Annotated in this window: 14 protein-coding genes; 5 read left to right on the forward strand and 9 right to left on the reverse strand. The window is 63.0% G+C overall.

What is annotated here, in order from left to right; genetic code table 11:
* Positions 1 to 294: 294 nt before the first annotated feature.
* The 4 genes from P3T40_RS06675 to P3T40_RS06690 form a co-directional block, all read right to left on the reverse strand.
* Complete coding sequence (locus P3T40_RS06675; RefSeq protein ID WP_429266887.1) at positions 295 to 726, reverse strand: ExbD/TolR family protein; 432 nt, start codon at positions 724 to 726, stop codon at positions 295 to 297.
* Between the two features lie 30 nt (positions 727 to 756).
* On the reverse strand, positions 757 to 1,464 hold the full coding sequence (locus P3T40_RS06680; protein ID WP_429266888.1) for a MotA/TolQ/ExbB proton channel family protein: 708 nt from the start codon (positions 1,462 to 1,464) through the stop codon (positions 757 to 759).
* Positions 1,465 to 1,541: 77 nt separating this feature from the next.
* Entirely contained in the window at positions 1,542 to 2,339 is a 798-nt protein-coding gene (dapB, locus tag P3T40_RS06685) for a 4-hydroxy-tetrahydrodipicolinate reductase (protein WP_429266889.1), read from the reverse strand.
* A gap of 119 nt (positions 2,340 to 2,458) precedes the next feature.
* Positions 2,459 to 3,295, reverse strand: coding sequence for an outer membrane protein assembly factor BamE (locus P3T40_RS06690; protein ID WP_429266992.1), 837 nt, complete (start codon positions 3,293 to 3,295; stop codon positions 2,459 to 2,461).
* A gap of 161 nt (positions 3,296 to 3,456) precedes the next feature.
* Between P3T40_RS06690 and fur the strand changes: the two genes are divergently transcribed.
* A complete protein-coding gene (gene fur / locus P3T40_RS06695) occupies positions 3,457 to 3,885 on the forward strand; it encodes a ferric iron uptake transcriptional regulator (RefSeq protein WP_429266890.1) in 429 nt (142 codons plus the stop codon).
* A gap of 187 nt (positions 3,886 to 4,072) precedes the next feature.
* Here fur and P3T40_RS06700 read toward each other — a convergent pair whose 3' ends face one another.
* The 3 genes from P3T40_RS06700 to P3T40_RS06710 form a co-directional block, all read right to left on the reverse strand.
* Entirely contained in the window at positions 4,073 to 4,561 is a 489-nt protein-coding gene (locus P3T40_RS06700) for an ureidoglycolate lyase (RefSeq protein ID WP_429266891.1), read from the reverse strand.
* A gap of 27 nt (positions 4,562 to 4,588) precedes the next feature.
* The gene (gene alc, locus P3T40_RS06705) at positions 4,589 to 5,599 is read right to left on the reverse strand and encodes an allantoicase (protein ID WP_429266892.1); all 1,011 of its coding nucleotides are present in this window, start codon (positions 5,597 to 5,599) and stop codon (positions 4,589 to 4,591) included.
* Between the two features lie 112 nt (positions 5,600 to 5,711).
* Positions 5,712 to 7,040, reverse strand: a complete 1,329-nt coding sequence (locus P3T40_RS06710) for a C4-dicarboxylate transporter DctA (RefSeq protein ID WP_429266893.1) — start codon at positions 7,038 to 7,040, stop codon at positions 5,712 to 5,714.
* Positions 7,041 to 7,267: 227 nt separating this feature from the next.
* Between P3T40_RS06710 and P3T40_RS06715 the strand changes: the two genes are divergently transcribed.
* On the forward strand, positions 7,268 to 7,960 hold the full coding sequence (locus tag P3T40_RS06715; protein ID WP_429266894.1) for a FadR/GntR family transcriptional regulator: 693 nt from the start codon (positions 7,268 to 7,270) through the stop codon (positions 7,958 to 7,960).
* Positions 7,961 to 8,091: 131 nt separating this feature from the next.
* Here the strand turns inward: P3T40_RS06715 and gap are convergent, their stop codons facing one another.
* Both gap and tkt read right to left on the reverse strand, forming a co-directional pair.
* Positions 8,092 to 9,102, reverse strand: coding sequence for a type I glyceraldehyde-3-phosphate dehydrogenase (gene gap / locus P3T40_RS06720; protein WP_429266895.1), 1,011 nt, complete (start codon positions 9,100 to 9,102; stop codon positions 8,092 to 8,094).
* 98 nt (positions 9,103 to 9,200) lie between these two features.
* The gene (gene tkt, locus P3T40_RS06725) at positions 9,201 to 11,222 is read right to left on the reverse strand and encodes a transketolase (protein ID WP_429266896.1); all 2,022 of its coding nucleotides are present in this window, start codon (positions 11,220 to 11,222) and stop codon (positions 9,201 to 9,203) included.
* A 291-nt stretch (positions 11,223 to 11,513) separates the two neighbouring features.
* Here tkt and speE point away from each other — a divergent pair, with 291 nt between their 5' ends.
* From speE to P3T40_RS06740, 3 genes are all read left to right on the forward strand, one after another.
* On the forward strand, positions 11,514 to 12,383 hold the full coding sequence (gene speE / locus P3T40_RS06730; protein ID WP_429266897.1) for a polyamine aminopropyltransferase: 870 nt from the start codon (positions 11,514 to 11,516) through the stop codon (positions 12,381 to 12,383).
* A gap of 100 nt (positions 12,384 to 12,483) precedes the next feature.
* The gene (locus P3T40_RS06735; RefSeq protein WP_429266898.1) at positions 12,484 to 12,897 is read left to right on the forward strand and encodes a VOC family protein; all 414 of its coding nucleotides are present in this window, start codon (positions 12,484 to 12,486) and stop codon (positions 12,895 to 12,897) included.
* 19 nt (positions 12,898 to 12,916) lie between these two features.
* Positions 12,917 to 13,657 carry a 16S rRNA (uracil(1498)-N(3))-methyltransferase gene (locus tag P3T40_RS06740; protein WP_429266993.1) on the forward strand — a complete coding sequence of 247 codons (741 nt, stop codon included), beginning with the start codon at positions 12,917 to 12,919 and terminating at the stop codon, positions 13,655 to 13,657.
* Positions 13,658 to 13,686: the final 29 nt, after the last annotated feature.

Consider the following 13,686-nt stretch of genomic DNA (forward strand, 5'->3'; position numbering starts at 1 on the left):
TCGCACCGGGCCTGGTGCTCTGCTTGATGAAATGGCGTCGTTTCCCCATTTGCAGGGGAAAACGCTGATTATACCGTTCGAAGACGGGTCCGCTGCGCGCCGCGCGGTACGCGCCGCGAGGCTTGTAGGATCAGGGTTCGCCGCCGCGCGAGCCACCGCCCGTTGCCGGCAAATGCGGCATGTGGGGTCAGAGGGACAGCCCGTGGCGGCGTCCGTCGTCGCTGGTCGACAGTCTGCAAGTCTGGCAACGAGGCAATGCACCGGCCCGCTGCCGTGTCGCCACCGCCCGTGTCTCTAGTGGCTCGTGACCGGCGGCGGCGGATCCGTCACAAAACCGATCCGCTCAAGCCCCGCCTGCTGCGCCGCGCCCATCACCTGCGCGATGACCTCGTAGCGCGTCGAGCGCTCGGCGCGCAGCTGGATCTCCGGCTGCTCCGGCTCTTTGCCCGCTGCCACGAAGCGCGCGCGCATCTGGTCGAGCGTCAGGACGGTGCCGTTCCAGTAGATCTTGCCGGCAGCGTCGATTGAAAGCGAAATGGTCTGCGGCGTCTGACGCGCCGGCGCAGCGGCGACTTTCGGCAGGTCGAGCCGGATTGCGTGTGTGAATAAAGGCGCGGTAATGATGAAGATCACGAGCAGCACCAGCATCACGTCGATCAGCGGCGTCATGTTGATCTCCGCCATCGGCGCCGCGGTTTGCCGTTTTTCGAGTCCGCCGAATGCCATGTCGACCTCCTGCCTGACTAAGGGTGAGCTTTAGGCTGAGCTGGGCTGAGCCGATTTCGCCGGTGGCGCCGCCGCTGAGGCGGGCGCGCAGACGTAGGCGTGCAGATCGTGCGCGAAGCCGTCCAGTTCCTCGGACAATTGCCGCACCATGCGGCCGAGCACGTTATAGGCGAGCACGGCGGGAATCGCCACCACAAGGCCGAAGGCTGTCATGATCAGCGCCTCGCCAACCGGACCGGCGACGTTTTCGATCATCGCCTGCCCGCTTGCGGCGATGCTGCCGAGCGCGTGATAGATGCCCCAGACGGTCCCCAGCAAGCCGACAAACGGCGCCGTGCTGCCTACTGACGCCAGCAATACCTGGCCGAATTCAAGCCGCCGTTGCGAGGTAGTGAGCGCCTGGCGCAGGGCCCGCAGCACGCGCTCGCTGCGCTCGACGCGCGCGAGCAAGGCGCCTGGGATATCCACTTCCGCTGCGTGCAGCGCGGCTTCGGCAAGCGGCGTGAAGACCCGCTCGCTGTCCGCGCGACGCAATGCCGCAACGCCTTCCGAAAGCGTCGGCGCCTGCCAGAACTGGGCGATCGCGCGCGCCGCCTGGCGCTTCGCGCGGCCCAGCATCCAGCCCTTGACGATCAGAAAGCACCAGCTCGCCACCGACATGGCCAGCAGCAAGTAGGCTACGGCATGCGTGATCGTATCGCTGGATTGCAGGTAGTGAAGAATGCCAGTGCCTGCCATTGGACCTCACCGTCGGAAAGTATGCTCCGGCGTGCGCCGCCATTTGGAAAGGAGACGCACGCGGGACAGATACGCGCTCAGCGCAGGCCGAGCACGTCCTGCATGTCGTAAAAGCCGTTTGCGTGGCCTTCGAGGAAGTGCACCGCGCGCAGCGCACCCTGTGCATAGGACAACCGGCTCGCCGATTTGTGCGTGATCTCGATGCGCTCGCCAATGCCCGCGAACAGCACGGTATGGTCGCCGACGATATCGCCGCCGCGAATCGCCGCGAAGCCGATGGTCGACGGATCGCGCTCGCCGGTGACGCCCTCGCGGCCATAGACCGCGCAGTCGTCGAGGTTGCGGCCGAGCGCGCCGGCGATCACTTCGCCCATAGCCAGCGCGGTACCGGACGGCGCGTCCACCTTATGGCGGTGATGCGCCTCGATGATCTCGATGTCGTAACCGGTCGCGAAATGGCGCGCAGCGTATTCGAGCAACTTAAGCGTGACGTTGACGCCCACGCTCATGTTAGCGGCGAACACGATGCCGATCTTTTCGCCAGCCGCGCGCAGTTGCGCCTTTTGCTCGCTATCGAAACCGGTGGTGCCGATCACCAGCTTGACGTTGTGGCGCAGCGCAGCTTCGAGATGCACCAGCGTGCCGGCCGGGCGCGTGAAGTCGATCAGGTAGTCGGACCGGGCAAACACCTGCTCGATATCATCGGTCAGAACGACACCCGTCTCTTTGCCGAGGAACGCCCCGGCGTCCTGGCCGAGTTGCGACGAACCAGTCCGCACTAACCCGCCGGAAAGCTTGACGCCAGAATCGTTCAGGACCGTTTCAATCAGCATGCGGCCCATACGGCCCGATGCACCGGCAATAGCAATGTTCATGGCAGTCAATTGCGAAAAGCGACACAAAACGCGCCGCGAAAACCGTGAAAAAAGCGGAAGAAACACAAATGACGGGCTCGCGCTGCGCACGCGGCCCGTCATTGTCAGGGACAGCGTATTTAGCTACCCGTTCCCGAAGTCGCCGTAGCGGACGACGTCAGCGGTGTGTTGTAGGTCGGACTGTTGCTGCTCTGCGAGCCGGCCGGACCGACCGGGTTACTTTGCGGCGCACCCGGCACCGTGGGCGGAGGCGGACGCGAGAACTGGAACTGCGGCTGACCTGGCGCCGTTGCATTTTGCGGCACGCCACCGTTCGACGGCGGCGTATTGGCCCGCACCGACGGCGTGATCTTGCCGGTGGGCGCCTGCACGGCGTCGGTTGCGCGGTTGGCCGCCTGCGCGGCTTCGGCGTTCGGGTCCATCGCCTGCGCGGCAGCAGCGGCAGCATCCGCCGGCGGCGCGACCGGGGCCTCGGCTGCAGCCGTGCCCGAAGCGGCAACTGCACCTGAAGCGGCAACCGGCGCGCTGGCGGCCGCTGCCGCTGCTGCAAACGCCTTCTTGCCGCGTTTGTCGCCATCAATTTCGGCGAGCAGCTCGAGGTTGGACGGCAGATCCTGCCCGCCCGACCAGCTGGCGACACGGTCACCCGCGAAATTCACGACGAAGTCGCGCTGCTGCACAACGCTCGTGCTGCCGCGCTTGAAATAGAACACGTAGTCCCAGCGGTCCGCATGGAACATGTCGGCAAGAAGCGGCGTGCCGAGCAACTGACGTACCTGGTCGCGCGACATGCCAACCTGCATCTGGGCGGCTGCCTCTGCTGAGACAAAGTTGCCCTGCACGACGGTAATCCGATATGGCGTTATGCTTTGGGCAATTCGCTGCGTCACACTGTCGTAAGTCCCGCATCCGGCAAGAACCGTGACAGTCGCTGCAGCAATCAAGGTACCCCGCATGCGGCTCCCCCGGTAGATCAATAGAGATTTTGAAATCATTTCACTCACCGTGCGGGCCCTGCCAGTGGCGAGCCGCGCGAGTTTCATTGCATCGAAGATGACCTGAACAGCCAAACACATTACTATTAGAACCCTGCATTGTACTCTAGGGATCCCTTGCCATGACCAATCCAACCGATCTGAAAAATATCGGCCTCAAGGCGACCCTACCGCGCCTCAAGATTCTGGAAATTTTCCAGCACAGCCCGGTGCGTCACCTGACCGCTGAAGACGTCTACCGCAATCTGCTGCACGAAGAACTCGATATCGGTCTGGCAACCGTGTATCGCGTGCTTACCCAGTTCGAACAGGCGGGGCTGCTCTCGCGCAGCAACTTCGAATCCGGCAAAGCCGTGTTCGAGCTGAACGAAGGCACCCACCACGATCACCTGGTGTGTATCGATTGCGGGCTGGTCGAGGAGTTCTACGATCAGGAAATCGAAAGCCGCCAGCAAGCCATCGCGAAAGAGCGCGGTTTCAAGTTGCAGGAACATGCATTGGCGCTGTACGGCGCCTGCACCAAGGAAAAGTGCCCGCACCGCAAGCATTGACGGGCACTATGGCCGCGGGCCTGACGGCACGCAAGCGCGGTAAGTAATAAAAGGAAACCCGGTCGTCGAAAGTCGATCGGGTTTTTTGTGTCTTGGGCTTGCTGCGAGATGGGCTTGACGTACCACGGGCGCGCCTAAGGCGCACCAGCGGCACTCAGCGGCTGTAACGGCCCGTAACGGCCTGCCGCTATCGCACGAGGCGCCAAGGTTCTGCCAGCACGAGCTCGTCGCAGTTCGGCTGCTCGCCGCCTCGATCTACGACCATAAAATCGCTGACACGCTCGAGCGCAAGCAAGGGGTGGTGCCAGACCCCTTTTGCATAGTTGACACCCTGCCAACCCTCGGTCCAGAACGCGCGCATCTGCGCCGGATCGAACTCGCCTGCCGGCGCCACCACGATCAGATAGCTCGCTCCCGCAAGCGGAAGGAAAGCCTGGCTGCCGAGCGGATGCCGCTCCATCATCGCAATCTCGACCGGCAGCGCACGCGGTTGGGCGCGAAACAGGTTGACCAGTGGCCGGCCGCCCGGCTCACCGACGTCGACCTTGGCAAGATCGTGGTAGCGCTCGGTCGTGCCACCGTTGATCGGGAAGTGGCGTGCGCCGTCCAGTTCGATCACCTCGCCGAACCGCGCGAACGCGGCGCGTGTCAGGCGCTCCATCTGCAGGGTCTTCATAGGCCTGTCTCCTCCGCTATTTTCCGCTTACACCAGCTCGCCCCACAGACGCAGGCGCGATACGCCGCCGTCCGGAAAGATATTGAAACGCACATGGGTAACCGTTCCGAGCGACGCCAATTCCGCCTCGAACGGATGCACTTGGTCCATCTGCAGCTTCTGCTCGCCCATCAGCACAGGCCAGAACATCGCCTGCGTGACGAGAGATTCGTCCGTGCCGCCAGTCACGCTCGCAGCTTGCAGCGAGCAGCGGTCCGGGAAATTGCCTTTGAAGTAGGCGGTATCGACTTCGACCTTGCGGATCACGCCGGGCCGCGCCAACGCGACGATTGCCCAGTCGTTCCCCGGTTCGCGGCGGCGGCGCGTTTCCCAGCCGTCGCCCATGTTGACGCCGCGTCCGGGCATCAACATCTGCGAGGCCGGTCCGAAATGCTGGTTGTTGGCGGCCACCAGGTAGGCGCCGTTTTCGATGGCAGCCAGATCGATCAGGCTGCCGCGCTCGACGCGTTCCCAATCGCGCTTTGGCTGTCCGTACACACGCAGGCGCGCAAGACCGCCGTCCGGATAAAGATTCACGCGCAGGTGTGTGAAGGCGCGCGCGTTGTCGACTGCCACGTAATGGTGTTGGTTGCCTTGCAGCGTCATGGCCGGCACGACTACGTGCCACTCAGCGTTGTCCGGCGGAGTCTCGCCGTCTGCGTAGCAGGCCTCGAGCGAAGCAGCCGGCGGAAAATTGCCGGTGAAATGGCTCGTGTCCAGATCTACGCCATGAATCACGCCTGGCCGCGCCAATTGAACCACGCAGTAGTCGTGCCCCGTGGTGCGCTTGCGGCGCGTTTCCCAGCCGTCCATCCATTTGCCGTGATCGTCGTACTTGCCGGGAATGAATACCGCAGGTTGCGGATCGAGCATGCGCTCTTTCGGCGCGAAGAATTCATCGCTGGCGAAGAGCGCCTTCGCACCGAGGCGCGGGTCGGCCAGATTCATGTAGCGGCGCGTAAAGGCGGGGGCGTTGGGGTCGAGGATCGGAGTAGCCATGGTCTCGGTCAATCTCAATCAATAGGAAGGGGAAAGCCGGCGGGCGCTGCTCTGCTTGTGGGCTCGACGCCCGCCGGGCGAAATGTGCGTGCTGTTGGCGCTGTGCCGTGGATCAGACTGCGTGTGCCGGATCGCCAGACACGGGCGCGGCCTCCGTTTCTTCGCCGGCCGGGACATAGAGATAGGCGGGCTCGCGGTTCAACACACGGCGGGCGCGGGCCTTGTCAATGTCGTTTTCCCAGACGGCCACTACGACCGTGGCGACGCAATTGCCAATCAGATTGGTGAGTGCGCGGGCAATCCCGACGAACCAGTCCACCGGCAGGATCAACACCAGACCGAGCACCGGAATCGCAGGAATCGCGGAGAGGGTCGCGGCCAGAATCACGATCGCCGAACCCGGGATGCCGTGCGCGCCCTTCGACGTCACCAGCGACACCAGCACCACCACGATCAGATCGTGCAGCGATAGCGGTGTGTTGGTGGCCTGCGCGATGAAGATCACCGCAAGCGTCAGGTAGATCGAGAAGCCGTCCAGATTGAACGAGTATCCGGTGGGAATCACGAGGCCCACCGTCGAATCCTTCACCCCCATGAATTCGAGCTTCCGCATTATTTGCGGCAACACGGCGTCGGAGGATGCGGTGCCGAGCACGATCGACATTTCCTCGCGCAGATAGCGGATCAGCTTGAAGACGCTGAAGCCGGCGAGCCGCATCACGATGCCGAGCACGACCGCGATGAACACAATGCAACTCGCGTAGAACACGACGACCAGCAGCCCCAGTTGCTCGAGTGAGGCAACGCCGTATGTGCCGGTGGTGAACGCAATCGCGCCGAGCACGCCGAGCGGCGCCAGCTTGATGATGAAGCTCATCACGCGGAAGAACACCTGGGACAGTTCGTCAATCAGGCCGCTCACCTTCTGGGCCTTAGCACCGAGCAGTGACAAAGCCGAGCCGAACAGTACGGAGAAAACCAGGATCTGCAAGATGTCGCCGGTGGCGAACGCATTGATCGCCGTGTCCGGGATGATCTTCAACAGGAATCCTGCGGTGTCCTTGAGATCTTTGGTGTGCTCGGTGTAGGTCGTGAGCGACGCGGCATCGAGCGAATGCAGATTGATGTTCATGCCTACACCGGGCTTCGTGGCGTACGCCAGCACCGCACCAATCACAAGTGCAATCGTAGTCATGAACTCGAAGTACACCACCGCCTTCAGGCCGACCCGCCCCACTTTCTTCAGATCGCCCGCGTGCGCCATGCCGCTCACCACGACGCAGAACACGATCGGACCGATCACCATCTTGATCAACTTCAGAAAACCGTCGCCGAGCGGCCGCAACGATTGAGCGAAATGTGGAAACAGCGCGCCGATCACGATGCCCGCCACTAGAGCGATCACCACCCGTCCAAACAGCGAATTGAAAAACTTCAACACGGCCTTCTCCCGGTTAAGGATTCCATCTGTTCATACTGGTCCGACCAGTACTGTTATGGCGAATAGTAGGAAGCCGATATAGTCTCGTCAAGGCGGAAATTGATGGTGTTTACCCGCCTGAATCCAAAGCCGGCCTAGCGCATATTTGTCAGGGGATTAATTACGCGGTGCAGTCATGGAAGCACCGGATTACAATGCCGGTCAGACCACGCCATTGCCCGAGGATCATGAAAAACGTCCCGCATACCGTCACCGATTCAGCCATTGCTACGATCCGCGAGCGGATCGAGGAAGGCGTGTATCCGGTGGGGAGTCTGTTGCCCGCGCAACGTCAGCTCTCCGAAGAACTGGCCATCAGCCGCGCTTCGCTGCGTGAAGCACTATCAACGCTGGAGGCGCTCGGCCTGCTGATGATCCGTCCCGGCAAGGGCGTGTATGTGGAGAGCGCGCAGGCGTCTGCTGCCAACCCGTGGCGTTTCGCGGAGCAGTCGTCGCTGCCGGACACGTATCAGATGCGCTTTGCCCTGGAAGGCTTCGTCGCGCGCATGGCAGCGCTCGCGATCAGCGACGCCGATATCGCCTGGTTCGAACAGAACATCGACGCGATGCACGGCGCACTGTCCTGCAATGAACTGGATGAAGCCGCGCAACTCGACTTCGACTTTCACATGCGCATCGTGAGCATTGCCGGCAATGCGGCGATCGAATCGATTCTGCGCAGCAGTTCGGACATCATGAAGGAGAGCCAGCGCATGCCGTTCTTCAGACGCGAGCTGGTGCTGTCGACCTATCACGAGCATCGCGCGATTCTCGACGCGCTCAAGACGCGCGATTCCGCGGCGGCCGGTAAGGCGATTGAGACGCATATCACCAATGCCGCGCAGCGCGCCGGCGTGTATTTTCCAGTGCCGAAGGCGTGAGGGCATCTATCGACGTGTAGATGCGAACGCTGATCTGAGCTGAACGCAGGCGTAAAAAAACCGCTCCGAGGAGCGGTTTTTCTATCTGCGAATGCAGCGCTTAAAGCACGTGAAGCGCGCCGAAGTCTAGCTTACTTCGCGTTGGCGAGCGCCACAGCCGTATCCAGCATACGGTTCGAGAAGCCCCACTCGTTGTCGTACCAGCTCGACACCTTCACCAGACGGCCCGACACCTTGGTCAGCGTCGCGTCGAAGGTCGACGAAGCCGGGTTGTGGTTGAAGTCGATCGACACCAGCGGCGCCTTGTTGTAGCCGAGGATGCCCTTCAGCTCGCCTTCCGATGCTTCCTTCATGATCGCGTTGACTTCATCCACCGTCGTGTCGCGCTTGGCGATGAACGACAGGTCGACGATCGACACGTTGATGGTCGGGACGCGAATTGCGTAGCCGTCCAGCTTGCCGTTCAGTTCCGGCAACACCAGGCCGACAGCCGATGCAGCACCCGTCTTCGTCGGGATCTGACTGTGCGTCGCCGAGCGCGCACGGCGCAGGTCTTCGTGATACACGTCCGTCAGAACCTGGTCGTTCGTGTACGCGTGAATCGTCGTCATCAGGCCGTTTTCCAGACCGATCTTGTCGTTCAGCGGCTTGACGAGCGGTGCCAGGCAGTTGGTCGTGCATGATGCGTTCGAGATCACCGTGTCCGATGCTTTCAGCACCTTGTGGTTCACGCCGTAGACGATCGTTGCGTCTACATCCTTACCGCCCGGTGCCGAGATGATGATCTTCTTGGCGCCGCCCTTGATGTGGGCGCTGGCCTTTTCCTTGGTCGTGAAAAAGCCCGTGCACTCCATCACGACGTCGACGTTCAGTTCGCCCCACGGAAGTTCAGCCGGGTTACGGATCGCCAGCACGCGGATGCGGTCGCCGTTGACGACGAGGTAATCGCCATCCACCGACACTTCGCCCGGGAACTTGCCGTGGGCCGTGTCGTATTGCGTCAGGTGGGCGTTGGTGTTGGCATCGCCCAGGTCGTTGATGGCGACGATCTGGATGTCGTGCTTCTTGCCGTTTTCATAGAAGGCGCGCAGCGTGTTGCGGCCGATCCGGCCGTAGCCGTTGATTGCGACGCGAATCGTCATGGTCTATCTCCTGATGGCTGAAAAAATACGTCCATGTTAGCTCTGCTGGGCCGGATCCCGCCGGGCGTGGGGCGCACGCGGCAGGACCGGACACCCAATCAGCCGAGTGCGGCTTTAGCCGTCTCAACAACTTTCTCGACGGTGAAGCCGAAATGCTTGAACAACACGCCAGCCGGGGCCGACTCGCCGAACGTGTCGATCCCGACCACGCCGCCTTCCAGACCCACGTACTTGCGCCAGAAATCCGTCACGCCCGCTTCGATCGCGACGCGGCGTACGCCCTTCGGCAGCACGCGTTCGCGGTATTCGGCGTCCTGCTGATCGAACACCGTGGTAGCCGGCATTGACACCACGCGTGCAGCAATCCCTTCGCGTGCCAGCGGCTCGACTGCCTTCAGTGCCAGTTCGACTTCCGAACCGGTCGCAATCAGGATGATCTTGCGCGCGACGATCTCGTCGTTCCAGTCGCGCAGCACGTAACCGCCCTTGGCGACGTTGGCGATCTGCGCATCCGTGCGCTCCGAGAACAGCAGGTTCTGACGGCTGAAGATCAACACCGACGGGCCATGATGTTCCACCGCTTGAGTCCACGCCACCGCTGTTTCAACGGTATCGGCCGGACGCCAGACTTGCAGATGCGGAATCAGACGCAGGCTCGCGACGTGTTCGATGGACTGGTGGGTCGGGCCGTCTTCGCCTAGACCGATCGAGTCATGCGTGAACACGAAGATCGACGGGGCCTTCATCAGCGCAGCGACGCGCAGTGCGTTGCGGCTGTAGTCGGAGAACGTGAGGAACGTGCCGCCGAACGCCTTGAAGCCACCGTGCACCGCGATGCCGTTGATCGCGGCGCTCATGCCGAATTCGCGCACGCCGTAGTTGACGTAGTTACCAGCTGCGCGGCCTTCCGCGTTGACGCGCACCGGCTTGGCCGCCTTCCAGTTGGTGAGGTTCGAGCCGGTCAGGTCGGCTGAGCCGCCGAGCAGTTCGGGCAACACGGTCGAAAGACCTTCGATAGCCTGTTGCGATGCCTTACGCGTGGCGATGGTTTCCGCGCGTTCATTCGCGCCGGCGATGATGGCCTGAGCCTTCTCCGCCCAGTCAACCGGCAGTTGCTTGGCCATACGACGCGTGAATTCAGCGGCTTCCTGCGGATACTTGGCCTGGTAGGCCGCGAATGCCTTGTTCCACTCGGACTCGTTCCGCGCGCCAGCTTCCTTCGCGTCCCATGCTGCGTAGACTTCCGTCGGGATCTCGAACGGTGCCCACTTCCAGCCGAGCTTTTCACGCGCGCCCGCGATTTCCTTCTCGCCGAGCGGCGCGCCGTGCGAATCGTGGCTGCCGGCCTTGGTCGGTGCACCTTCGCCGATCACCGTCTTGCAGCAGATCAGCGTGGGCTTGTCCGACAGCTTGGCTTGCTTGATCGCCGCGTCCACGGCCTCGACGTCGTGGCCCACCACGCCCGGAATCACATTCCAGCCGTACGCCTGGAAGCGCTTCGGCGTGTCGTCGTGGAACCAGTGCACCACTTCGCCGTCGATCGAGATACCGTTGTCGTCGTAGAACGCGATCAGCTTGTTCAGCTTCAGCACGCCAGCGAGCGAACAGGCTTCATGCGAGATTCCTTCCATCAGGCAGCCGTCGCCGACGAACACGTACGTGTGGTGATCGACGATCTTCGCATCCGGCTTGTTGAATTCCGTAGCCAACAGCGACTCGGCGAGCGCCATGCCGACTGCATTGGCCAAGCCCTGGCCGAGCGGGCCGGTGGTCGTCTCGACGCCTGGCGTGATGCCGTATTCCGGGTGGCCAGGCGTCTTCGAATGCATTTGCCGGAAGTTTTTCAGCTCTTCCATCGGCAGGTCGTAGCCGGTCAGATGCAGCAGCGAATACAGCAGCATCGAGCCGTGGCCGTTGGACAGCACGAAGCGGTCGCGATCGGCCCATTGCGGGTTCTTCGGGTTGTGGCGCAGATGACGCGACCACAGCGCGACACCGATCTCGGCCATGCCCATCGGCATGCCGGGGTGGCCGGAATTCGCTTGTTGAACAGCATCCATAGCCAGCGCACGGATTGCGTTGGCCATCAGGGAAGTGGGGGCGGGAGACGGGGTCGTCATGTCGAGTCCGGAGAACGAGTCCAAAAAGCGGGGCGCGGGCGGCGGTCCGGAAGCTCGGCGGCCAGTCTGCTACGGCGCACGGTGCGGCGCCGGGAGACGCGATACGGGCAGAGCAAACGGACAAGGCTGCAAAGCGTGACATTCTAACAGATGCTTGTGGCCTTTCCCGGCTGGCAACCGCTTGGGTCGGTGGGTTGCGGCCTCGTTGCGACGCCTGCCCATTCAGGCCCCGCTTCGACTTTATAATCCGAGCATCGCCAACCGATCGCGCCCGCCTGCGCGCCGCCCACCTTGAGCGCTCCGCTGCTTTTCCAGCCGACCCCGTACGTCCTGTACGGCTTCCCGAACGCCAGGCGCCTCGCGAGCGTCGCTTCGCCGCATCAACTGATCGAAGTCTGGGACACCCCGCAACTCGGGCGGCTCTTCACGCTCGACGGCCGTCCAATGACTTCCGTCGGCGACGAGTTCATCTATCACGAATGCATGGTCCACCCGATCGCGGTAGCCCATCCCGCGCCGCGCACTGCGCTCGTGCTGGGTGGCGGCGACGGTGGCGCGGCACGGCAACTGCTCAGGCATCCGGACATCACGCGGGTCGTGGTGGCCGAGCTGGATGCGGAGGTCGTGCGCCTCACCCGCGAGTATCTGCCGCAAGTCCATGGCGGCGCCTTCGACGATCAGCGCGTAGAACTGGTGATCGGCGATGCCGCCGATTTCGTCGCCGCTGCGCAGGAACAGTTCGATCTGGTCGTATTCGACCTGACGCCGCCCGACTCCCCGGCGGCGAGGCTTTACACGCCTACGTTCTACGCGCAGCTCAAGCGTGTGATGAGTCCGGCTGCGGCGTTGTCGTTGCATCTCGGCGCGCCTTACTACCACGCCGCACGAGCGGCCGCGCTACTTGACGGCCTGCGCTCCTCCTTTGCGGTGGTGCGCACGATGGGCGCGTTCGTGCCGCTGTACGGCTCGCTATGGATGATGGCCACCGCGAGCGACACGCTCGACCCCGCCGCGCTGACCCCGGCCGAGCTCACCGAGCGCCTCACGGCCCGGCAAATCGCCGGTCTCGCCTGGTACGACGCCGATGCACATGCCGGACTCTTCTCGGCATCCCGCGCGGTGCGCGATAAACTAAGTCAATTCTTAAAGCCATCACGGTAGCGCGGCGGCAGAATGTGCGGTTTGGTCGGCGCGGAGGTCTCGTGAGCCGACCCCTGGCCGCGCTGCACCCGCCCCGCTCACCCTAGATCCGGAGAACTCCATGACCGCCTCCCGCCCAGCCGGTGTGCCCTGGTTGACCCCTTATCTCACGGTTCGCGACGCACGTGCCGCAATTGCGTTCTTCGAAGCGGCCTTTGGCTTTGAGGTGCGCGACAGCGTCCAGGACGACGGTGTCGTCATGCATGTCGAAATGGTCTACCAAGGCCAGTTGATCGTGATGTTTGCGCCGGAAGGCGCGTTCGGCTCGACTGCGAAAACACCCAAAAGCTCGGGCGCGGTTGCACCGCAATCGTTTTATGTTTATGTCGACGATGTCGACGCGGTTTATGCGCGGGCGCTGGCGGCCGGCGCGAAATCGCTGAGCGAGCCACAGGATCAGTTCTGGGGTGACCGTTTTGCGCAGGTCGAAGACCTGGACGGCTACCGCTGGGCGCTCGCTCGCCACCTTTCGTGAACCAATGAGTATTTTCCTGATGCCTCGCTTCTTCGTCGGTACGGCCCTCAAGCCCGAAGACATCATGCAGCTTCCCGATGACGTCACGCGGCACATCCTGGTCCTGCGTCTGCAACCGGGCGACTCGATCGTGCTTTTCAACGGCGAAGGCGGTGAATACAGCGCCGAACTCGTCGAAGTAGAACGTCGCTCGGCCACCGTCAAGGTTCGCGAATTCCGCGAAATCGAGGTGGAACCGCCCTATCACCTGACGCTCGCGCAAGGCATCGCCGGCGGCGACAAGATGGACTGGCTGATCGAAAAGGCCGTCGAACTAGGCGCCTCGAGTTTCGTGCCGCTCACCACCACGCGCAGCGTGGTGCGCCTGTCGGGCGAACGGGCGCAGCGTCGCCATTTGCACTGGCAAGGCATCGTGCGCTCGTCGTGTGAACAGTGCGGGCGCAATCGCTTGCCCGAAGTCGCGCCGGTACGGGAAATCGCCACCTGGCTTGGCGTCTTGCCGCGTGCGCCTGAAGAAGGGGAGTTGCGCCTGCTGTTGTCGCCCCGCGCGAGCATCAGCTTTACGGCCCTGCCGGCCACGCCGCCGCTCGGGCGGGTGACCTTGCTGATCGGCCCGGAAGGCGGCTTTTCGGCAGCCGAAGAAGCTGCGGCGACCGATCACGGCTTCGCTGCAGTTGGCCTCGGACCGCGCGTGCTGCGCACCGAAACCGCGGGGATCGCGGTGCTGGCCGCGCTGGCTGCGCGCTGGGGTGGCTGGTAAGCGCGTCGAAGGGACGGCACGGTGTGCCA

The organism is Paraburkholderia sp. EB58 (assembly GCF_050436665.1).
Taxonomy (GTDB): Bacteria; Pseudomonadota; Gammaproteobacteria; order Burkholderiales; family Burkholderiaceae; genus Paraburkholderia.

Coding starts and splice junctions, on each gene's coding strand:
- P3T40_RS06675 (WP_429266887.1), bottom strand. CDS start 726: ATGGCATTCGGCGGACTCGAAAAACGGCAAACCGCGGCGCCGATGGCG.
- P3T40_RS06680 (WP_429266888.1), bottom strand. CDS start 1,464: ATGGCAGGCACTGGCATTCTTCACTACCTGCAATCCAGCGATACGATC.
- dapB (WP_429266889.1), bottom strand. CDS start 2,339: ATGAACATTGCTATTGCCGGTGCATCGGGCCGTATGGGCCGCATGCTG.
- P3T40_RS06690 (WP_429266992.1), bottom strand. CDS start 3,295: ATGCGGGGTACCTTGATTGCTGCAGCGACTGTCACGGTTCTTGCCGGA.
- fur (WP_429266890.1), top strand. CDS start 3,457: ATGACCAATCCAACCGATCTGAAAAATATCGGCCTCAAGGCGACCCTA.
- P3T40_RS06700 (WP_429266891.1), bottom strand. CDS start 4,561: ATGAAGACCCTGCAGATGGAGCGCCTGACACGCGCCGCGTTCGCGCGG.
- alc (WP_429266892.1), bottom strand. CDS start 5,599: ATGGCTACTCCGATCCTCGACCCCAACGCCCCCGCCTTTACGCGCCGC.
- P3T40_RS06715 (WP_429266894.1), top strand. CDS start 7,268: ATGAAAAACGTCCCGCATACCGTCACCGATTCAGCCATTGCTACGATC.
- gap (WP_429266895.1), bottom strand. CDS start 9,102: ATGACGATTCGCGTCGCAATCAACGGCTACGGCCGGATCGGCCGCAAC.
- tkt (WP_429266896.1), bottom strand. CDS start 11,222: ATGACGACCCCGTCTCCCGCCCCCACTTCCCTGATGGCCAACGCAATC.
- P3T40_RS06735 (WP_429266898.1), top strand. CDS start 12,484: ATGACCGCCTCCCGCCCAGCCGGTGTGCCCTGGTTGACCCCTTATCTC.
- P3T40_RS06740 (WP_429266993.1), top strand. CDS start 12,917: ATGCCTCGCTTCTTCGTCGGTACGGCCCTCAAGCCCGAAGACATCATG.